Genomic DNA, 19,089 nt, shown 5'->3' with positions numbered 1-19,089 from the left:
TTCATTGTTGCCTCAATACTTCACCCACGCGCGCGACCTAAGCCCCACCCGCAAACCCGTTTTGGCGCCACGCCTCATAAACCACAATCGCCACGGTATTCGATAAATTCAAACAGCGGTTGCTGGGCATCATCGGCAGCCGCAGGCGGTTCTCCGGGGCAATATCGGCCAGCACATTGGCAGGTAATCCACTCGACTCTGAACCAAAAACAAATGCATCGTCCGGTGAAAAGTCGGGGCTGGTGGCGTTGCTGACTCCACTACGGGCATAGGGACGCGTCCCCTTGATGGTCAAAGCAAATAGCCGTCCCGCACCTTCAGCCTTGAGCATCGCGCGGCAAGCTGCCCAATCGGCATGCACGGTAACCATCGCCAGATCGACATAATCCATTCCAGCACGTCGCAACTGCGCAGCAGAAAGATCAAAGCCGAGCGGCTCCACCAGATGCAGACGTGCCCCGGCATTGGCGCACAGGCGGATCACATTGCCCGTGTTGGGCGGTATTTCAGGGGCTACTAGAATCACATGGAACAATGGCATACTCTCCAAAAAATACAGTATTTTCCTAAATTAATCAGATGATTGACGAAAAAACTTCGTGTAATATCGCAAAATAAGCCCTTTGGAGACCATTTAATGGCCCGCCCAGAAAAGATTCGGTTGGGTGATCTGCTTGTACAGCAGGGTCTTATCACCGCCGAACAATTAAAGCACGCGCTCGATGAACAAAAACGTACCGGACGCAAATTAGGGCGTGTTTTGGTAGAGAGCAACTACGTCACAGAAGAAGGTATTTCCACTGCCCTGGCGCGTCAATTGGGTGCAGACTTCATTGATCTACGCCAATTCAATCCTAAACCGGAACACATCAACCTGTTACCGGAAAGCCAAGCGCGACGCCTGCGTGCGCTGGTGTTGAGCGAACGTGCCGGCATGTTGCTGGTTGGCATGGCTGACCCAACCGATTTGGCTGCTTTTGATGATTTGGCACGACTACTCAAGCGAGACATTGACCTGGCAGTCGTCACGGAAAGCCAGTTGATGGGCACCATTGATCGTGTCTATACCCGCACCGAAGAAATTTCTGGCCTGGCCAAAGAACTCACGGCGGACTTATCCGATATGCCGGCCGAGTTTGGCAACCTGCTCGGTCTCACCGCAGGCGCTGAAGATGCACCTGTCGTCAAGCTACTCAATACCGTGTTTGAAGAAGCGCTGAAACTGCGCGCCTCCGACATTCATATCGAACCACAAGAATCTTCGCTCATCATTCGTTTTCGCATTGATGGTGTATTGCGCATTCAGACAGAAGCCGATGCAAAAATTTCTACCGCACTCGTTCTGCGCCTCAAACTGATGTCCGGGCTGGATATTTCTGAAAAACGCTTGCCGCAAGATGGCCGGTTCAATATCAAGCTGCGCAATGAAGCGATTGATATCCGCATTTCGACCATGCCGACCCAGCATGGCGAATCGGTTGTGATGCGTTTGCTCGCGCAGAACACAGGTTTGTTGCATTTAGATCGTTTGCATATGCCACCGTATATTCTCGAACGTTTCCGCCATGCGATCAACCGACCTTCCGGCATTGTGCTGGTCACCGGCCCGACTGGTTCAGGCAAAACCACCACGCTGTATGCCGCGCTCAATGCCCTGAACACACCGGAAAAGAAAATCATCACGGTGGAAGACCCGATTGAATACCGGTTGCCAGGCATCAACCAGGTGCAGGTACATGAAAAAATCGACCTGACCTTTAGCCGCGTATTGCGCTCGGCCTTGCGCCAAGATCCGGACATTGTATTGATCGGCGAAATGCGCGATCAGGATACGGCGGAAATCGGCATGCGCGCTTCCATGACCGGCCATTTGGTGCTCTCGACTTTGCATACCAATGATGCCTTATCGACGCCTATCCGCCTGCTGGACATGGGTGTGCCGCGTTATATGGTGGCTCTCTCCGTGCAAATCGTGCTCGCGCAACGTCTGGTGCGACTGGTCTGTACGAACTGTACCGTACCTTATACCTTGTTACCGCATGAGCATTTATGGCTCACAAGCGAGTTGGAGGATCACGTGGATGACCACCGCTATGTCCATGGTCAAGGATGCAGTCATTGCGCCAACACCGGTTATCAAGGTCGTCAGGCGGTATACGAAATGCTGGAAATGACCAACACGATGGTAGAAGCAGTCAACCGTGGAGACCCCAACGAATTCATGGCCTTAGGCCGCCAGCAAATGGCGGGAAAAACCTTGCGCCATGATGCGGTGCGCCTGGTGCTGGATGGCAAAACCACGGTGGGTGAAGCCATGCGGATTAGTACGCAACTCGACGAATAGGAGACTCCATGCCTGATTTCAGCTGGCGCGGCCGCAATGGCGCAGGGGATATAGTCCAAGGCGTGATGGAAGGCGCAGCCGCCAATGCGGTTGCCGACAGCTTGCTGGGCATGCGCATCACACCGATCGAGATCAAACCACAGGGCACGAACTTGTCCGCTACAAGCAAGCAAGACAGTGCGTCCACAACGCCGAGTTTTCAGTTCTTCAAAGAAAAAGTCAACTCCATTGACGTGCTGCTCTTTTCACGCCAGCTACACACCCTGCTGCGTGCAGGAGTGCCAATCATGCGGGCCTTGGCTGGATTACAGGAATCGAACAACAACCCGGCCATGAAAATCGTACTCGGTGATGTGCGTGAAGGCCTGGACTCTGGACGTGATCTATCGCTCTCGCTGGCACGGCATCCGGAGGTGTTTTCGCGATTTTATATATCCATGGTGCGCGTAGGCGAGATGACCGGGCGACTGGAAGAGGTATTCATCCGCCTGTTTGAACATCTTGATTTTGAGCGCTTTATGAAAGAGCAGGTGAAGTCTGCCCTGCGTTATCCCTCGTTCGTGCTCGCTGCGATGGCGGTGGCCATGCTGGTCATCAATATTTTTGTTATTCCGGCATTTGCCAAAACCTTCAAAGGCTTGAACGCCGAATTACCGCTGATGACGCGCGTGTTGATCGGTTTTTCTGAATTCATGGTGAATTCCTGGCCCTTTTTGATCGCCGGGGTCGCCCTGGCAGTGCTCGCTTTTAATGCCTGGCGTAAAACTGACCAAGGTCGCTACGACTGGGATCGCCTCAAGATGAAAATCCCGGTTGCGGGAAAGATTATCCAAAAAGGCACGCTCGCCCATTTCGCCCACGCCTTTGCCTTGTCGTCACGCAGCGGAGTACCCATCATTCAGGCACTGAGCAATGTGGCAGAAACAGTCGATAACGCCTTTATTGCCGCCAAAATCGAAAAAATGCGTGAAGGCATTGAACGTGGCGAAAGTGTGCTGCGCACCACGATTGCAGCGGGGGTGTTTACTCCCGTGGTGATCCAGATGATTGCCGTTGGTGAAGAATCCGGCGCGCTGGACGACATGATGCAGGAAGTCGCCGACATGTATCAAAGCGAAGTGGAGTACGAACTCAAAACGCTTTCTCAGCAAATCGAACCAATTCTGATCGTCGCGCTCGGCGCGATGGTGCTGGTGCTCGCCCTGGGTATCTTCCTGCCCATTTGGGATTTGGGCAGCACCATGATCAAGCACTAATCAAGTGCTAGACAAAATGCGCAACCTGTCCAGATATCAACGCATACGGGCACATCTGGTCAAGCCAGCAAGAATATGCGGCCTCACCTCGCTCGAATTTTCTGTGGTTTTGGTGATTATCAGCGTTGCGGCCTATTTTCTTTTTCAGGGATTGCTATTTGCCCAGGCAGAAACCGAACGACGAGGGTTTGAAGACAACTGCGCTGCTTTGGAGCGCGCGCTCAGCTACGAGCTCATGAGCCGCGGAACCCGGGGCGAATCCCCTGATAACACCATGCTGCAACGTGAAAACCCCTTTCAGTGGCTGTCTCCCAAGCCGCTTGGCTATGCGGGCGCTTACCCCGCGCAAGCTGCGCCAAGACCTGGCGCATGGTATTGGGATAGCCGCCGCACAGAAGTTGTTTATCTGCCCAAAGTTGCTGATCGCATTCAGCTAAGCCCTTTAGGCCGCAATGGGCTTGCCAAAGCAAGTGCAAACGAGCCAAAAAAAATGCTGGAAGTTCGCCTGCGCGTGGTGTTGACAGGCAATGGGCACGCACATCTGAAGCCCGTCCGTGCATTTCAATGGCAGACACCTTGACATGATGGACTTCATGCATACAATTTGTGGCATGCTATTTGCTTAATTTTGCAGGAAGGCTGAGGAAAAAGGTTTTTCTTGCCATTATCACCAGACGAAATGCAGTTGTTTTGTTCTATCTTCTGTGATGTTGTCGTAGCCGACATTTGTGATCAACCGATAAACTGTTGCACTTGAAACCGAGGAGTAGTTCATGCGTAAAAATCAAACCGGCTTTACCTTAATCGAATTGGTGGTGGTCATCACTATCCTGGGCATTCTGGCCGCCGTGGCTTTGCCGCGCTTCACCAACCTGCAACGCGATGCGCGGATTGCCAAGCTCAATGCAGCACGCGGTGCGGTTGCTGCCGCAGCGGCCTTGGTGCATGGCACCGCCTTGGCACGTGGCGGTGTGGCCGATACAGTCGCTTGTCCGGTCGCACTCGGATTTGGTCCGGCTATTGCAAATAACACGACAAACTTGTGTACCGAATCAGGGCGTGTGCAAATTCTGAATCTTTACCCTACCGCCAACTTGGCAGGTATCGTTGATTCGGCAGGTTTAAGCTCCACATTCCCAGCCACCGCCGCCGCACTCACTGCAGAGCAAATATCAACCACGGGTGGTGGAGCCGGCGCAGGGGCAGTGCTCACTATCCGCGTGAACGGTGGCACCAACCCGGCAACATGTTTCTTTACATACACCTCGCCGACTGTCGCGGGTGGCGCTGCTATCATTGGTGCGACAACACCGCCCTCGGCAAACGGGAACACAACGGGTTGCTAACCCATGCGTTAATACGCTATTGTCACGTTAGAAGCAGGGCCAGGCACATTCTGTCTGGCCCTGTTTTTTTAGTTTTTTGCTGAATACCTGCTTTGCCATCGCCCTGTTTTACCGTATCACCAACGCCGACTTTTTTATATTCGTTTTCAGTCCGCTGTAATGTTTCTAATCTGCCCAATTGGGCAAGCTTTAGGGCTGATTTTACCCGTTGAATCAGCGCGTAACTCAGTATAGTGGCGGGAATTAGCTTTTTCGCCTTATGTTTCCATTTCTCAAAACACCACACGAACCTGGCTGGCTCGCTATCGGGCAAAGTCCACGCCGGTTTGATTTCGTGCATATTCTTCGCACGACAGGCCACCTGCCCCAAGTGCTGCTAGCTGAATCCATCGAACGCGGCGCGGATGATGCCACGACCTTGACTGCCCTCAAAAAGCCTTTACGGCTGCATCACCATCATCTCATGGCATTGCTTCCCGCTGGCCAGTATCAAGTGGTTTTGACTGATGCCGTCGACGGACCGCTTGACGAAGCACGTGAAATCGTTCGCTGGAAACTCAAAGACCAGGTGGGCTTCCCCGTAGATACTGCCGCAATTGATCTTTTGCCGATTCCTCCGCTCGGCCGCTCACCGCAAGTCTATGCACTGCTGGCAGCTGAAACGGTGATGGCACCGCTCATACAATCCTTCCAATCGGCCAAACTCGAGCTCACCGCGATTGACGTACCAGAGCTCGCTCAACGCAACATATCGGCTTTGCTCGAAGAAGAAGACCGTGGCTTGGCCATGCTCATTTTTGATGAATCCGAAGGGCTGCTGACCTTTACCTTTGGTGGGGAGCTACTCGTAGCGCGGCATATTGAAATTTCGGCAGAACAATTGCTATCGGCTAGCCCAGAGCGGCGAGAACAGCTCTTTGAGCGCATCGCGCTGGATATACAACGCTCACTGGATAATTTTGACCGTAGCTATAGCATGGTACCGCTCTCTGGTCTTGTCGTAGGTGCTATTCCCGGAGTTACCGGATATATGGATTACTTGCGCAACAACCTGTCGCTCACCGTTACCGTTTTAAATCTGGCCGATATCATCGATCTCAGTGCCGTACCGGCGCTGCTTGATCCGCAGCGCCAATTCCAATGCCTGCGCGCCTTGGGTGCCGCCCTGCGTGAGGAACCTGCGTCTTGAGCGCGCAAATCAATCTTTACCACGCGCGGTTTTTGAAAGTTCGCGACTGGCTGAATCTGGACAACTTGGCCCTGGCGGCAGTCGTACTGTTTGGCGTTCTAGGGGTACTAGCCTTCATCGCTCAACGTGATTTGTCGCGGCAGCAAAGCGAAGTTGTCGCTGTAAGCAGGGAGCTGGAAACCGTCAAAATGCAACTCGATGAAGCCAACCAATTGGCCAGTCGGCCGGCCAACCCGCAGCTATTGGCTGAAGTTAATCACGCGCAAGCGACAATCGCCCGGCGCGAAGAAATTGCCCGCTTGCTGGAAAGCGGCGCCGTAGGCAACAGCGGGGGATTTTCTGCTTATCTGCTCGGGTTTGCCCACCAGGTGCCCCCCGGTTTATGGCTCACCGGTTTTACATTGGGCACCGGCGGCAGCGATATGGAAATTCACGGTAGCACGTTCGACGAAAAAATCGTGCCGGAGTACATCCGCCGTTTAGGCAGCGAAAAAGTCTTTCAGGGTCGACAATTTTCAGCACTCAGCCTACAGCGTGACGCCAACGTCGATGCCGCCTCGGGTAACACCGCAACCGGTGCATCCCAAACCACCTCAGCCGCCGTCTCACCAGCGCCGACTTTTAGTGAGCCAGCCATTCAACCCAAGGGTTTCAGTACACCCCGGCGACCGATTCATTTCGTGCTCACGCCAACATCCGTATCGCAGGGAGCCAGATGAACGCACTCCGCATGCGCTGGCAAGGCTGGTGTGCACAATTCTTGGCACGCCCGCGCCGGGAACGGGCGATTCTCGCGATCGCCCTGCTTTTTGGTGGCGGTTTCTTGCTATTTAATTTCGGCATCGATGCCGCCTGGCAGAAAATACGCGCAGCACAAGCTGAAACAACTGCCGCACGTACCGAACTGTTGCAGCAAAAAGCACAGCTTATTGCTGTGCAGGCTGTCGCCGACCCAGATACGGCGAATCGGCGACGCCTGGCTCAGCTCAAAGACGCCATGAATGCCATCAATACACGGCTAACACGCTTTGAGCAAGGCATGGTGTCGCCTTCACGCATGCGCAGTTTTCTGGAAGACCTGCTCGCACGTAATCGCGGCATTGAGCTCCTTGAATTAAAAACTCTGCCACCTGAGCCTGTGGGAAATCCCACCAAGAATGCACCCGGCGCGAGTCATCAGGCTGCCGCCAGTAGCGCGGAGGCCACAACCACATCGCCCGCTGATGGCATTTGGCAACACGGCATCGAGCTCCGCCTGGCAGGCAGTTACCTTGACTTGCTGAATTATTTAACCAGCCTGGAAACCATGCCGCAACGCTTAATGTGGAACCGGCTTGAGCTCATATCCACACGCTATCCGCGAAATGAAATGGTGCTACGCGTCTACACTTTGAGTTTGGATAAAGATTGGTTGGTCATGTGATGCGCCGCGTGACAATATTTTTGCTTGCTCTATTCTCGCTAACAGCGGCAGCCCAAGTGGCTGATCCCACCCGTCCGGCAGATGCGTCGATGGCTGACGGCTCATCTTCGAACACAGGTAACAGTCTGGGCCTGCAAGCCATTATTGTGCGGCCAGGCAAAGGTCGATCGACGGCACTGATTGCCGGGCAGACAGTGCGTCTAGGCAGCAAAGTGGGTGAAAAGCGCGTCGTTAAAATTGCCGAAAATGAAGTCGTATTGCAGGGCGATAACGGCCAGGAAATTTTACGGCTGACCCCCTCCATCCAAAAAAATCCAGTGGCCAAACCGCGTGCCACCACCCCTCACGTGAAGCAACCTCCGACGGGAACCTCTAAAAAATGACGAACCTTATCCGCTGGCTTGCCGCACTCTGCATACTTCCTGCACTGATGGCCTGTTCAACCACACAGCGCAAAAATAATGAGGTGCTCAACCAGATCAACGATGTGCTGCTGCAGTCAACCACAGACCGCAAAGCTCGTCCGGCAGCGCCTGATACGGCGCTCATGCCGAGCCTTGCGCGGCCAGCTATAGCCCCGCCCAGTGAATCACGGTTTGATCTTTCTGTTGTCGATGCTCCTGCTCCTCAGGTATTTATGGCACTGGTTTCGGGCACGCCCTACAGCATGCTGTTACCGCCGGATGTCAGCGGCAATATCACAATCAACCTCAAAAACGTCACGGTACTAGAGTCGTTAGATACGATACGTGAACTATTCGGCTATGAATACCGCATTCAGGGGAAACGCATTTTCATTGAATCAAATACGATGCAAACGCGTGTCTTCCAGATCAACTATCTGGCAAGTCGTCGTCAAGGCTCGAGTGACTTGCGCGTCACGGCCAATTCAATAACCACCGGAGGCGGAGGTGGCGCAAGGGGATCTGCCACTCAGGCTACGCAAGCAACCGCAGGCGGTGGCGCGGTCTCCAGCGGTTCACGCAGCAATGATGCCAGCCGGGTAAGCATGACAACCGATAGCGATTTTTGGGGTGACCTGAAAACTGCGTTAACAGCAATTCTCGGTACAACCGATGGACGAAGCGTCGTCATCAATCCAGCCTCTGGCGTGGTGGTGGTGCGCGCCATGCCCGGTGAGCTGGCGAATGTGGACAAGTATCTCAGGGCAACACAGTTGATCGCTGATCGACAAGTCATGATTGAAGCCAAAATTGTTGATGTCGCCCTGTCAGAGGGTTATCAATCCGGTATTAACTGGTCAACATTCAACGGCAAAAACCGGCGTGTGTCCGCAGGCGTTGTACAACCCGGTACGATTTTGCGCACGCAACCTGGTGAGGCAATTACCGGGATTCCTTCTGATGCGGTAACCGCGACAAACCGCGTCGATGAACTATTCTCCGGGAACGGCACAGTGCTTCCGGGAGCGGGCGGGCTTATTGCCGCAACAGCGCTTGGGCAAGGCTTTCTAGGACTCGCCTTTCAATCCGCAAACTTTGCGGCACTGCTTAATTTTTTAGAGACGCAAGGCAGTGTCACCGTACTTTCCAGCCCGCGCATTGCAACCGTCAACAATCAAAAAGCAGTGCTTAAAGTGGGCACTGATGAACTCTTTATTACCAACCTGACCACATCGACAACAACCACAACGACGGGCACCGTGGTTACCCCGAGTTTGACCCTGGAACCTTACTTCTCGGGTATTTCATTGGATGTCACGCCACAGATTGACGATGAAGGCAATATCATCCTGCATGTACACCCAATGGTCAGTGTGGTCAGCGAAAAAAACAAAACGGTTAGTCTAGGCACCCTGGGTTCGTTCAGCTTGCCTTTGGCGACCAGTAATATCAATGAAACAGACAGCATTGTCCGCGTGCAAGATGGTAATATTGTCGCCATTGGGGGATTGATGCGTCAGGAACAATCGTCTGACCGTTCCCAGCTACCGGGTGCTACCGGCGTTGCGGCTAACTTGCTAGGGCAACGTAGCAGCGGGCTCACAAAACGCGAGCTGGTAATCTTGATTAAAACAACAATTATCCGCAATGATCAAGCCTGGGCGCAAGATATCAACGCCGTGCAAGAGCGGCTGAAATCCTATCAGCCGGCAGCGGAATCAAAACATTAACTGGCAGGAGCCATGTATCTCAACCACTTCGGCCTCTCTGAGCTTCCCTTCGGCATCACGCCCGATACCAGCTTTATTTATTCCAACGATGCCCATCAGGAAGCACTGAACACGCTGCTCATCGGCCTCTCATCGGGCGAAGGATTTATCAAGATCACGGGGGAAGTCGGCACAGGAAAGACGCTGTTGTGCCGCCGGTTATTATCAACACTGGGTGAAGATCATGTCGTTGCTTATTTGCCCAACCCAATGCTCGCTCCACGGGAATTGCTGGGTGCAATTGCCGAGGAGTTGGGCCTTACGCTGGCAGATGCACTAAATGATCCCAGCTTTCAGCTGATCAAAATCATCAATCGGTACTTGCTTGAGCAAGCGGCCAACGGGAAAAAAGTGCTAGTTGTGCTTGACGAGGCACAGTGCATGCCGCTGGAAAGCCTGGAGACTCTGCGCTTACTGTCGAATCTGGAAACGGAAAAACAAAAACTGGTTCAAGTCATTATGTTTGGCCAACCCGAGCTCGACGAAAAACTAGCCAACCCGGCAGTCCGTCAGTTGCGGCAACGCATTGTGCTGCACTATCGCATGCCGGGTTTACGCCGCGAAGAAGTGGCTCACTACCTGAGCCATCGCCTGCGCGTTGCGGGATATCGAGGCAATGACCTATTCACAGGGAATACAGCCGCATTATTGTGGCACTTATCCTTCGGTACACCACGGTTAGTTAATATCTTGGCACATAAAGCGCTTTTGCTTGCCTTTGGTGAAGGCAAGCCGACCGTCGTCAGGACTCATGTTGTACAAGCAGGACGCGATACGGAAGGAGCACGACGAATTTCATGGTGGAAAAACTGGTGAGGTTGCTATGAGCCTGGTAAATAAAATGTTGCGCGACCTGGATGCACGTCGCGCCAGCGAAGCGGAACGTGGCGCCTTGCCTTCTGCAGTGACACCGCTCGCCGCTCGCCGTGAAATAGCTTCGCCCTGGCCCAAGCGTATGGCTATTCTGCTGGTTTTAATAACAGGTGCGATTCTGGCTGCATGGCAATGGCGAAAAAACCCTCCTACATCTGTAGCGAATCCAGCGCCACACAACGAGGCCGTACCAGTACCGATCACTGCTGTTACAAGTAAATTCCCGGCACCTCAACCACCCACTGCAACTGTTTTAGCAGAAGCAGCCTCGACCAAAGGTGACCAACCTGTCACCTTCGTTCAACCTGCCACAAGCAGGGTCGAGCCTACACAAAAACCCACTGCAACCACCACTAAATCCCCTCTAACAAGCTCTAGTCCACAAAAAGCAGCCCGGGCCGCACCTGCTGATGAAGGAGTTAAAGCATCCACAGCGCCAGCAACCAGCCTGCTCTTGCCACCCATACATAGCACCGGCAATCCCAAAGCCACCGACATGCCGCGTATTGAAAAACGGGAGCATCTGCCCAGTCCGCCGGAGCGGGCGGAAACCATCTATCAATCGGGGCGAGAGGCGCAACGCGCTGGTCGGCTGGAGGATGCCATAGCGCAATATCAAGCGGCATTGGCTCTTGCGCCTGAGCACGCCGCATCACGTCAGGTTTTAGCCAGCTTACTCATCGATACCCAGCGCTGGGACGCCGCTGAAAAAGTGCTGCGTGAAGGGGTTGATCTGCCCGCTACGCGCCTGGCCTCGACACTCACGCTGGCGCGCTTGCTCGTAGAACGTAATCAGACCACCACCGCCCTGGATTTGATGCAGCAACAAGCGGCGAGCGGTGAAAAAAGCGCCGAGTACCAGGGATTTCTCGCAGTGCTGCTCAACCGCGCCGGACGCCCCCATGAAGCCGCCGAAAGATATCAGGCAGCGACCCGACTGGCCCCCGGCGAAGCACGCTGGTGGGCTGGACTAGGCATTGCACTGGAAGCCGATGGACAAAGCGCTGCCGCGCATGATGCCTACCTGAAAGCACGCAGCCTGCCCGGGTTACCGCCCGAACTCGCAGCGCATGTTGAACAAAAACTACGCTAAGCTCACTGGCTAACAGCTAGCCGAAATTAATCCGGCAATTGCTGCTCAACCAAAGCCAGTCGCGTCTGCGCCCATGCGCGTAAATGCGCCAACGAACCGGTGAGATTACTCCACGAGTCGAGCATGTTGCGCCGCCATTTATCACGTAAATAGGGTTCTACCCGAGAGTAATTCTGCAACTGCAACCGGATCAATTCTCGCGCCCGATCTTCACTGCGGAGAGTGAGATGGTGCAACGCATCGCGCGCCGCAGGCTCTTCACTCAACGGATAAGACAAATGGATTACGCCCGCCAGCCGCACAACCTCACGCAAACTATCGGCTCGCTCAATGCTGGCAATCTGCCCTTCACAACGGGAAGCAAACCGACGCGCCTCCATGCGCAACAGATTTTTATCGACAGGATCCTGAGGCATAGAGTTTGGTTTTTATGGCAAAGATTCAGCGGTCGATTATAAAACGGCCATGCCCACAAGCTTTTGATGGCAACCGGAACACCGTATCACCAGCGCCGACTTACACGTTAAACAAAAAATTCATGACGTCGCCGTCCTTGACCACATACTCCTTGCCTTCGGCGCGCATCTTGCCTGCCTCTTTGGCACCGGCTTCGCCCTTGTAGGTGATGAAATCATCAAAGCCAATGGTCTGCGCACGGATGAAGCCTTTTTCAAAATCGGTATGGATCACGCCGGCGGCCTGCGGTGCGGTGTCACCGGCATGGATGGTCCACGCACGGACTTCTTTGACGCCCGCGGTGAAATAGGTTTGCAGACCAAGGAGATTGTAGGCCGCACGGATCAGCCGGTTCAAGCCGGGTTCATCCAGGCCGAGGTCGGCGAGGAACATCTGCTTTTCATCATCTTCCAGCTCGGCGATTTCGGCTTCGATGGCAGCGCAGATGGCGACCACTTCAGCTTTCTCGGTTGCAGCATGCGCGCGCACGACATCGAGATATGGATTGTTGTCAAAGCCACCTTCCTTGACATTGGCCACATACAGCACCGGCTTGGCGGTGATCAGACAGAAGGGCTTGAGCAACGCATGTTCTTCTGTCGACAGATCAAGGGCGCGCACAGCCAGGGCCTTGTCGAGCTGAGCCAGGCATTTTTCCAGCACGGCGCACAACAACTTGCCATCCTTGTCGCCCGAATTGGCCAGCTTCTTGTTGCGTGCCAGCGCTTTGTCGACCACGCTCATATCAGCCAGGGCCAGCTCGGTATCAATCACTTCAATATCGGACAAGGGATCTACCTTGCCGGCGACGTGTACCACGTTGTCATCGGAAAAACAGCGCACGACATGCACGATGGCATCCGTCTCGCGGATGTTGGCAAGAAACTGATTGCCCAGACCTTCGCCTTTACTGGCACCGGCGACCAACCCGGCAATATCGACAAATTCGACAATCGCCGGCTGTATTTTCTGCGGCTTGACGATGGCTGACAAGGCCGCCAGACGCGGGTCTGGCACTTCGACAATGCCGACATTCGGCTCGATGGTGCAAAAGGGGTAGTTCTCTGCTGCAATGCCCGACTTGGTCAAGGCATTGAACAAGGTGGATTTACCCACATTGGGTAAGCCGACGATGCCACATTTGAGGCTCATGAGTTTCCTTTTTTCGTTGCGACAGGTTTAGAGTTAATGCGCTGCGTGGCGGCTTCAAACTCCCCCTTCGCGAGCAGCGGCCAGGCCGATAGTGCGGTCTGTAGCGCGGATTCAATCTCTGTTTGCTCTTCTTTGCGCGGGGGCTTCAACACATAGTTAACGACTTCGTTCTTGTCGCCGGGATGGCCAATGCCGATTCGTAGCCGCCAGTAATCTTGTGTGCCCAACTGAGCAGTGATGTCTTTCAAGCCGTTATGCCCACCCGAACCGCCACCGAACTTCAGCCGCATTTGCCCGGGGGGTACATCAAGCTCATCATGCACCACGAGCATTTCTGCTGGTTCAATACGATAAAACTGCATCAGTGCTCGCACCGATTGTCCGGAACGATTCATGAATGTTTGCGGTAGCAACAAGTGAACACCGGTGGCGCGCCAAGCCCCGACCAAACCGTGAAAGCGCGCTTCATGCTTCAGTGGCGCACCCAACTCGCGGGATAAGTGCTCACAAAACCAAAACCCGGCGTTATGCCGGGTTTTGGCATAGTCGGCTCCGGGATTACCGAGGCCGACTATCAGACGTAACTGCGAACGCACCTGGGAAGGCATCAGTGGTGCCGTGCCAGATGCGTTGTCACATTACTTCTTGGCAGCAGGTGCAGGTGCAGGCGCAGCAGCTGTCACAGCCGTTGCAGCTGAATCGGCCGCCGGGGCTTCATCCTCATCCTTGCCACGCACGGTGAGAATGGTCGCGACAACGGGATCTTCACCCTTATGCAACATCACCTCAACGCCCGTGGGCAAGCTCAGTTGAGACACGTGCAGGGAATGACCGGCGACCAGATCCTTCAGGTCAACCTCAATAAATGCAGGTAAATCCTTGGGCAGGCAGCGCACTTCGATATCCGTCAGCACGTGTTGTACGATGCCACCGCCAAGCTTGACGCCCGGGGCAATATCCGCATTGATAAAGTGCAGCGGCACCTTCTGGTGCAGCTTATGGGTGGCATCAACGCGCTGAAAGTCAGCATGCAAAATGACCTGGCGATAGGGGTGACGTTGTACGTCGCGCAGCAGACAGGTTTCTTTGGCACCATCAATGTTCGCGGTCAACACGGAGGAATAAAACGTCTCTTTGCGCAACAGCTGAAACAGCTCGTTGTGATCGATATCAATGGATTGTGGCTTTTCTGTGCTGCCATAAATAATGGCGGGGACCCGGCCTGTGCGACGCAGGCGGCGGCTCGCTCCGGTGCCCTGGCCATCACGTTTGTTTGCGTTAAATTCAAGCTGCATGATTTACTCCCTTACTTCATAAGTGGTACTGCACGACAATATCCCCGCCCGCGACCAGGCGAGGGGTTAAGAAACTAGTCCATGAACAAGGATGAGACCGATGCTTCATTGCTGATGCGCAACATGGTCTCGGCCATCAGCTCGGCAATCGAAATCTGGCGAATGCGCGGGCAGGCAGCCGCTTCGGGCGACAAGGGTATCGTGTCTGTCACAACCAGTTCATCGATCTCGGATTCAGTAATGCGCGCCACCGCGCTACCAGACAACACCGCATGGGTGCAGTAAGCGAGCACTCTCAAAGCGCCTTGCTCTTTTAATGCCTGCGACGCCTTGCAAAGCGTTCCGGCGGTATCCACCATGTCGTCCATAATGACGCAGGTGCGGCCTGCCACATCGCCGATGATGTTCATCACTTCTGACACATTGGCTTTTGGCCGCCGTTTGTCGATGATGGCTAAATCCGAATCCAGGCGTTTTGCCAATGCGCGGGCACGCACCACCCCGCCCACATCAGGGGACACCACGAGCAGATTGTCATGCTGCTGCTTCCAGATGTCGCCCAACAAAATAGGCGCGGCGTAAATGTTATCCACCGGAATATCGAAAAAGCCCTGAATCTGATCCGCATGCAAATCGACGGTTAACAAGCGCTGTACGCCCACGGCCTGCAACATGTTGGCGACTACTTTGGCGGTGATGGCAACGCGCGCCGAGCGCGTCCGGCGATCTTGGCGGGCGTAGCCGAAATAGGGGATCGCCGCAGTGATACGGCCAGCTGAAGCGCGTTTTAACGCGTCGACCATGACCATCAATTCCATCAGGTTGTCATTGGTCGGCTGACAGGTCGACTGCAGGATGAACACATCCTGACCCCGCACATGCTCGAGAATTTCGACATTCACTTCGCCGTCGGAAAAGCGCCCCACATTGGCGCGGCCTAGCGAAATATGCAGGCGTCTGACCACATCGGCCGCCAACTTGGGGTTGGCATTGCCGGTAAAAACCATCAGGCTGTCGTAGGACATATCCATCTGCTCAAGCGCTGCGGCAGGAAAGCGCCTGCCAGTCGTGGGTCGGGGCTGGGGAGGAAGGATTCGAACCTTCGCATGCTGGAATCAAAATCCAGTGCCTTAACCAACTTGGCGACTCCCCAAAATTAGCGGATCACTCGCCTGTTCACAAGGCCGATAGGCCAAAACAGTATGCAGGCGTGTGCCGAAAGGACGCGCATTGTCGTGGTTTTTGTGCAATCTGTCAAATCAAAGCCAGCGGATGTTGATCGATCCCGCTCGCGACGAAACCCTGCATTGATGGCGGCAAGGCGGCATGCGCCGCATAAGCAGCGGCCGCAGTATCAAAGGCAACAAAACAACACCCGCCCGATCCGCTCATGCGCGCGTCACCCCATGCGCGCAGCCAGTCCAGATGCCGCGCCACCTCCGGATAAAGCGCAGCCGCAACCGCTTCTAAATCATTGCGGCCCGTGCCTGAATGCCAGGCACTAGCCGCCATCGCCGGGGTGTCATGGCGCAGATCTGACGCCGCAAAAATCTGTGCTGTGGGCACGGCAACAGGGGGCACCAGCACCAGATACCACGCGGGCGGGGGCATCACATCGGTGAAGAGATCGCCCACGCCTTCGGCAAATGCCGTATGTCCATGAATAAAAATCGGTACATCGGCACCCAGCGTGAGGGCTATGCGTTTCAACTGCGGGCGATCAAGACTCGTGCGCCATAAATGATTCAGCGCAATCAGCGTCGTTGCCGCGTCCGAACTACCACCACCCAGCCCGCCGCCTAGTGGCAGACGCTTATCGACGTGCAAGGTGACGCCCAACGCCGCCGCTGCAGAAGCTGTCATGGATGCTGCTGCACGCAAAGCCTGTGCTGCGCGCACAGCCAAATGGTTTTCATCCGTCACGCCAGGCAGCGGCGTTGCCAGCACAATGCGGCCATCTTGGCGAGGCTCGCACCGTATGCGGTCCCCAACATCCAAAAAACGAAACACGGTTTGCAACAAATGGTAACCATCGGCACGCCGGCCGATAACGTGCAAAAACAGGTTGATTTTGGCCGGCGCAAACCATTCACTCGACCAGTCATTCATCATTGGTATCCCAAGAATCAACGATGAGTTTCAATGTCACATTATCCCGCTTGACGATCAATGTCCGTAAAAGTCGGTGCTGGTGATACGGCGTGGTATCGGTCACCATGACCTGCCAGCCATCGACCTCGCCTTGCAATTCAGGCCGCGCGCCACGCAGCCAGTCGGCCAGGCTATCCAACGGCAGCGCTGTGCCAAAAACACGCAGGGCGAGTTCGGGCAGGCTACTCGCTTCTACCGTCGGCTGATTCGGTTGCGTCAGCCGCGCGATCGCCGCATCTCGCCGAATTTCAGCGACACCTTGCCCAAGCGGCGAGAGGAAGAGCACGACATCTTCTGCTGCCGCGTGTTGCCAACGAAAACGCACGTGATCCTGGCGTTCGCCTTGACGCAAAGCAAGACGCCCTTCCGCAACAAACGTGTCGAGCGGCGGGCCTAACAGCAGCGCGGGCACGTTTGTAGACAACCCCACGCCAGGAGCTGCCTGAAACTGCGCGCAAGCCGCCACGGCGAGCACAAGGCAGGCAGCAACTAAAGATTTACCTCGCACGACCCATAGCCATGCAGCAAGAAAAATCTGCCGCATCAAGGAACGAAGCGCTTGATCGTTGTTGCCAGCGCCTCATTTTTCGGGTGTGCCTGCGCCGCATCACGCCAGAGTTTCAGCGCCTCATCGTGACGTCCGAGTGACCACAGCACCTCGCCTGCATGCGCGGCAATTTCAGCATCCAGCGTACGCGCATAGGCTTTCTGCAAGGGCACCAATGCCTCAGTAGCCTGGCCCTGCCGAAACAACGCCCAGCCTTTGCTATCCAGAATGAACGGATCGTCCGGCGACAGTGCTAGCGCCTTATCGATCAGCTGCATGGCTTCGGTGAGGCGCATCTTGCGGTCTGCCAACGAATAGCCCAGCGCGTTATACGCCAATGCGTCATCTGGTTTGATTTGCATCAGACGCCGTAAATGCCGCTCCATCGTCGCCACGTCATTCAGTTTTTCTGCCGCTAGCGCCGTTTCGTAGAGTAGATCGGGGTCATCCGGTTGTCCTTCCAGTGCGGTTTTGAGCAGGGCATACACCTCGGCATAGCGCCCGCCCTGGCGTAACAATTGCGCCTCAGCAATGACCAGACGGCTGTCGGTGGGCGCACCGGCACGTGCGATAGCAATCTGCTCGCGTGCTTCGTCAAGCTTATTTTGTTGTACCAGCAGTTGCGCGGCACGCACATGTGCCGGCACTTTCTGCTCGCCTGCAGCGACAGCACGATACCAATCGAGCGCTTCATCGCGTCGCCCCGCTTGCTCTGCGATCTGGCCGAGATAAAAGCGGGCCGCATCTTGCTCGCCCCGCCCCAGCGTCATGAAATGCTTGAGATTTTTTTCGGCTGTAGCGACGTCATTTAACTGCAACGACAATATGCCAACGGCAAACAACACATCCGGATTTTCCGGGTTCAGCTTGAGCAGTGTCTCGAATTCTTTCCGGGCGTCGTCATAGCGTTTTTCTGCCACCAGGATGCGGGCATACCCCAGGCGCACATCATGGGCTGCCGGGTTGGCGGCGAGGAATCGCTTCAGAAAATCAAGTTGCGGTGCGCCCGGCGCAAGCAAGCTGGCTTTCAACAAAGCGGCGGGTTCCCACGTGGCGCGCAGCGCCAGCGCCTGATCCACTTCACTCATGGCACCGGTTTTGTCATTGGCCGCCAGGGCTGTTTGAGCGCGCACCAGGTGCGCCTCGGGCAGTGAGGCATAGGGCGTTGTGAGTTGGTCGAACAAACGTCTGACTGCCACCTTATCAGGGTAGCTTGCTAAAAAGCGTTGTTGCTGAAGAAGCAACTCGCCTGTTCGCGGGCCAGCGTTTCCAAGCTCGCGCGCCAGATTAGCGGCCAGCTCGTCTACCCGGCCACTGGCCAGAAGCAGGGTTGCCAACATCTGCTGAGCTTCTTTGGCTTGCGGATCAATCACCACCCACATGCGTGCAGCTTCCAGCGCTGTGGCGTACTGCCGGGCATATAGCGCCACTTCCGCAGCACGACGCACAATACGCGGATCGCGCGTATTTTTCGCCAGATCAAAGTACACCTCGGAAGCGATCGCCCTCTGGCCGCGCTGACCGGCGATTTCAGCCAGCAAAAACTCGTAGAGAATTTTTTCCGTTAAGTCAATTTTTGGCAAGCGCTCATCCTCTTTAGCAGCAGTTGCCGTCTCAGAGGCTTGATCCACTGGCGATGCTGGCGCGCTTTGCGCCAGCGCAAAACTGCCGTAAAAAAACAAGGCAAGCACCATCGGCCGCAGAGCGTGCCGCAAGACACCGGAAACCATTGGGTAATCAATGGGGTGATCAATAGAATTCATGAGCAAGGTACCAAGTAAAACAGTCGCA

Annotated in this window: 21 protein-coding genes and 1 tRNA gene; 11 read left to right on the top strand and 11 right to left on the bottom strand. The window is 55.0% G+C overall.

What is annotated here, in order from left to right; all coding sequences use genetic code 11:
• Nucleotides 1-37: 37 nt before the first annotated feature.
• Entirely contained in the window at nt 38-535 is a 498-nt protein-coding gene (locus PG1C_RS01830) for a tRNA (cytidine(34)-2'-O)-methyltransferase (RefSeq protein WP_202636877.1), read from the bottom strand.
• Between the two features lie 102 nt (nt 536-637).
• Between PG1C_RS01830 and PG1C_RS01825 the strand changes: the two genes are divergently transcribed.
• The 4 genes from PG1C_RS01825 (at nt 638) to PG1C_RS14775 (ending at nt 4,946) form a co-directional block, all read left to right on the top strand.
• A complete protein-coding gene (locus tag PG1C_RS01825; RefSeq protein WP_202635744.1) occupies nt 638-2,344 on the top strand; it encodes a GspE/PulE family protein in 1,707 nt (568 codons plus the stop codon).
• Between the two features lie 8 nt (nt 2,345-2,352).
• The gene (locus tag PG1C_RS01820; protein WP_202635743.1) at nt 2,353-3,600 is read left to right on the top strand and encodes a type II secretion system F family protein; all 1,248 of its coding nucleotides are present in this window, start codon (nt 2,353-2,355) and stop codon (nt 3,598-3,600) included.
• A 4-nt stretch (nt 3,601-3,604) separates the two neighbouring features.
• Nucleotides 3,605-4,180: a hypothetical protein gene (locus PG1C_RS01815; protein WP_202635742.1), complete on the top strand. Its 576-nt coding sequence runs from the start codon at nt 3,605-3,607 to the stop codon at nt 4,178-4,180.
• Nucleotides 4,181-4,373: 193 nt separating this feature from the next.
• On the top strand, nt 4,374-4,946 hold the full coding sequence (locus PG1C_RS14775; protein WP_202635741.1) for a type II secretion system protein: 573 nt from the start codon (nt 4,374-4,376) through the stop codon (nt 4,944-4,946).
• A 22-nt stretch (nt 4,947-4,968) separates the two neighbouring features.
• Here PG1C_RS14775 and PG1C_RS01805 read toward each other — a convergent pair whose 3' ends face one another.
• Nucleotides 4,969-5,286: a hypothetical protein gene (locus PG1C_RS01805; RefSeq protein ID WP_202635740.1), complete on the bottom strand. Its 318-nt coding sequence runs from the start codon at nt 5,284-5,286 to the stop codon at nt 4,969-4,971.
• Here PG1C_RS01805 and pilM point away from each other — a divergent pair.
• From pilM to PG1C_RS01770, 7 genes are read left to right on the top strand one after another with little or no spacing between them, the layout of a single operon-like run.
• Nucleotides 5,281-6,135 carry a type IV pilus biogenesis protein PilM gene (pilM, locus tag PG1C_RS01800; RefSeq protein ID WP_202635739.1) on the top strand — a complete coding sequence of 285 codons (855 nt, stop codon included), beginning with the start codon at nt 5,281-5,283 and terminating at the stop codon, nt 6,133-6,135. The genes PG1C_RS01805 and pilM overlap by 6 nt on opposite strands.
• Nucleotides 6,132-6,854: a PilN domain-containing protein gene (locus PG1C_RS01795; protein ID WP_202635738.1), complete on the top strand. Its 723-nt coding sequence runs from the start codon at nt 6,132-6,134 to the stop codon at nt 6,852-6,854. The genes pilM and PG1C_RS01795 overlap by 4 nt, the downstream gene beginning before the upstream one ends.
• Nucleotides 6,851-7,558 (top strand): hypothetical protein, encoded by a 708-nt coding sequence (locus PG1C_RS01790; RefSeq protein WP_202635737.1) that lies wholly within the window; start codon nt 6,851-6,853, stop codon nt 7,556-7,558. The genes PG1C_RS01795 and PG1C_RS01790 overlap by 4 nt, the downstream gene beginning before the upstream one ends.
• Before the next feature lie 8 nt (nt 7,559-7,566).
• Entirely contained in the window at nt 7,567-7,941 is a 375-nt protein-coding gene (locus tag PG1C_RS01785; protein WP_202635736.1) for a hypothetical protein, read from the top strand.
• Nucleotides 7,938-9,692 carry a pilus (MSHA type) biogenesis protein MshL gene (locus PG1C_RS01780; protein WP_237218249.1) on the top strand — a complete coding sequence of 585 codons (1,755 nt, stop codon included), beginning with the start codon at nt 7,938-7,940 and terminating at the stop codon, nt 9,690-9,692. The genes PG1C_RS01785 and PG1C_RS01780 overlap by 4 nt, the downstream gene beginning before the upstream one ends.
• Before the next feature lie 12 nt (nt 9,693-9,704).
• On the top strand, nt 9,705-10,547 hold the full coding sequence (locus PG1C_RS01775; RefSeq protein ID WP_202635735.1) for an ExeA family protein: 843 nt from the start codon (nt 9,705-9,707) through the stop codon (nt 10,545-10,547).
• Between the two features lie 7 nt (nt 10,548-10,554).
• A complete protein-coding gene (locus tag PG1C_RS01770) occupies nt 10,555-11,697 on the top strand; it encodes a tetratricopeptide repeat protein (RefSeq protein ID WP_202635734.1) in 1,143 nt (380 codons plus the stop codon).
• A 26-nt stretch (nt 11,698-11,723) separates the two neighbouring features.
• On the opposite strand, the gene PG1C_RS01765 is transcribed toward PG1C_RS01770, so the two are convergent.
• The 9 genes from PG1C_RS01765 to PG1C_RS01725 form a co-directional block, all read right to left on the bottom strand.
• Nucleotides 11,724-12,113: a hypothetical protein gene (locus PG1C_RS01765; RefSeq protein WP_202635733.1), complete on the bottom strand. Its 390-nt coding sequence runs from the start codon at nt 12,111-12,113 to the stop codon at nt 11,724-11,726.
• A gap of 100 nt (nt 12,114-12,213) precedes the next feature.
• Nucleotides 12,214-13,305: a redox-regulated ATPase YchF gene (ychF, locus tag PG1C_RS01760; protein WP_202635732.1), complete on the bottom strand. Its 1,092-nt coding sequence runs from the start codon at nt 13,303-13,305 to the stop codon at nt 12,214-12,216.
• Nucleotides 13,302-13,913, bottom strand: a complete 612-nt coding sequence (pth, locus tag PG1C_RS01755) for an aminoacyl-tRNA hydrolase (RefSeq protein ID WP_202635731.1) — start codon at nt 13,911-13,913, stop codon at nt 13,302-13,304. The genes ychF and pth overlap by 4 nt, the downstream gene beginning before the upstream one ends.
• Before the next feature lie 30 nt (nt 13,914-13,943).
• The gene (locus tag PG1C_RS01750; protein ID WP_202635730.1) at nt 13,944-14,600 is read right to left on the bottom strand and encodes a 50S ribosomal protein L25/general stress protein Ctc; all 657 of its coding nucleotides are present in this window, start codon (nt 14,598-14,600) and stop codon (nt 13,944-13,946) included.
• 74 nt (nt 14,601-14,674) lie between these two features.
• Nucleotides 14,675-15,625 (bottom strand): ribose-phosphate pyrophosphokinase, encoded by a 951-nt coding sequence (locus PG1C_RS01745; RefSeq protein ID WP_202635729.1) that lies wholly within the window; start codon nt 15,623-15,625, stop codon nt 14,675-14,677.
• Between the two features lie 54 nt (nt 15,626-15,679).
• Nucleotides 15,680-15,753, bottom strand: a tRNA-Gln gene (locus tag PG1C_RS01740).
• 101 nt (nt 15,754-15,854) lie between these two features.
• Complete coding sequence (gene ispE / locus PG1C_RS01735) at nt 15,855-16,712, bottom strand: 4-(cytidine 5'-diphospho)-2-C-methyl-D-erythritol kinase (RefSeq protein WP_237218248.1); 858 nt, start codon at nt 16,710-16,712, stop codon at nt 15,855-15,857.
• The gene (locus PG1C_RS01730; protein WP_202635728.1) at nt 16,702-17,295 is read right to left on the bottom strand and encodes an outer membrane lipoprotein LolB; all 594 of its coding nucleotides are present in this window, start codon (nt 17,293-17,295) and stop codon (nt 16,702-16,704) included. The genes ispE and PG1C_RS01730 overlap by 11 nt, the downstream gene beginning before the upstream one ends.
• A complete protein-coding gene (locus PG1C_RS01725; RefSeq protein ID WP_202635727.1) occupies nt 17,295-19,061 on the bottom strand; it encodes a tetratricopeptide repeat protein in 1,767 nt (588 codons plus the stop codon). The genes PG1C_RS01730 and PG1C_RS01725 overlap by 1 nt, the downstream gene beginning before the upstream one ends.
• Between the last annotated feature and the right edge of the window lie 28 nt (nt 19,062-19,089).

It is taken from the genome of Rugosibacter aromaticivorans, from assembly GCF_000934545.1.
GTDB classification, from domain to species: domain Bacteria; phylum Pseudomonadota; class Gammaproteobacteria; order Burkholderiales; family Rhodocyclaceae; genus Rugosibacter; species Rugosibacter aromaticivorans.
This window is presented reverse-complemented; position numbering and strand designations above follow the sequence as displayed.

Coding starts and splice junctions, on each gene's coding strand:
- PG1C_RS01825 (WP_202635744.1), top strand. CDS start 638: ATGGCCCGCCCAGAAAAGATTCGGTTGGGTGATCTGCTTGTACAGCAG.
- PG1C_RS01820 (WP_202635743.1), top strand. CDS start 2,353: ATGCCTGATTTCAGCTGGCGCGGCCGCAATGGCGCAGGGGATATAGTC.
- PG1C_RS14775 (WP_202635741.1), top strand. CDS start 4,374: ATGCGTAAAAATCAAACCGGCTTTACCTTAATCGAATTGGTGGTGGTC.
- PG1C_RS01805 (WP_202635740.1), bottom strand. CDS start 5,286: ATGCACGAAATCAAACCGGCGTGGACTTTGCCCGATAGCGAGCCAGCC.
- PG1C_RS01790 (WP_202635737.1), top strand. CDS start 6,851: ATGAACGCACTCCGCATGCGCTGGCAAGGCTGGTGTGCACAATTCTTG.
- PG1C_RS01780 (WP_237218249.1), top strand. CDS start 7,938: ATGACGAACCTTATCCGCTGGCTTGCCGCACTCTGCATACTTCCTGCA.
- PG1C_RS01775 (WP_202635735.1), top strand. CDS start 9,705: ATGTATCTCAACCACTTCGGCCTCTCTGAGCTTCCCTTCGGCATCACG.
- PG1C_RS01770 (WP_202635734.1), top strand. CDS start 10,555: ATGAGCCTGGTAAATAAAATGTTGCGCGACCTGGATGCACGTCGCGCC.
- PG1C_RS01765 (WP_202635733.1), bottom strand. CDS start 12,113: ATGCCTCAGGATCCTGTCGATAAAAATCTGTTGCGCATGGAGGCGCGT.
- ychF (WP_202635732.1), bottom strand. CDS start 13,305: ATGAGCCTCAAATGTGGCATCGTCGGCTTACCCAATGTGGGTAAATCC.
- pth (WP_202635731.1), bottom strand. CDS start 13,913: ATGCCTTCCCAGGTGCGTTCGCAGTTACGTCTGATAGTCGGCCTCGGT.
- PG1C_RS01750 (WP_202635730.1), bottom strand. CDS start 14,600: ATGCAGCTTGAATTTAACGCAAACAAACGTGATGGCCAGGGCACCGGA.
- PG1C_RS01745 (WP_202635729.1), bottom strand. CDS start 15,625: ATGTCCTACGACAGCCTGATGGTTTTTACCGGCAATGCCAACCCCAAG.
- ispE (WP_237218248.1), bottom strand. CDS start 16,712: ATGATGAATGACTGGTCGAGTGAATGGTTTGCGCCGGCCAAAATCAAC.
- PG1C_RS01730 (WP_202635728.1), bottom strand. CDS start 17,295: ATGCGGCAGATTTTTCTTGCTGCATGGCTATGGGTCGTGCGAGGTAAA.
- PG1C_RS01725 (WP_202635727.1), bottom strand. CDS start 19,061: ATGAATTCTATTGATCACCCCATTGATTACCCAATGGTTTCCGGTGTC.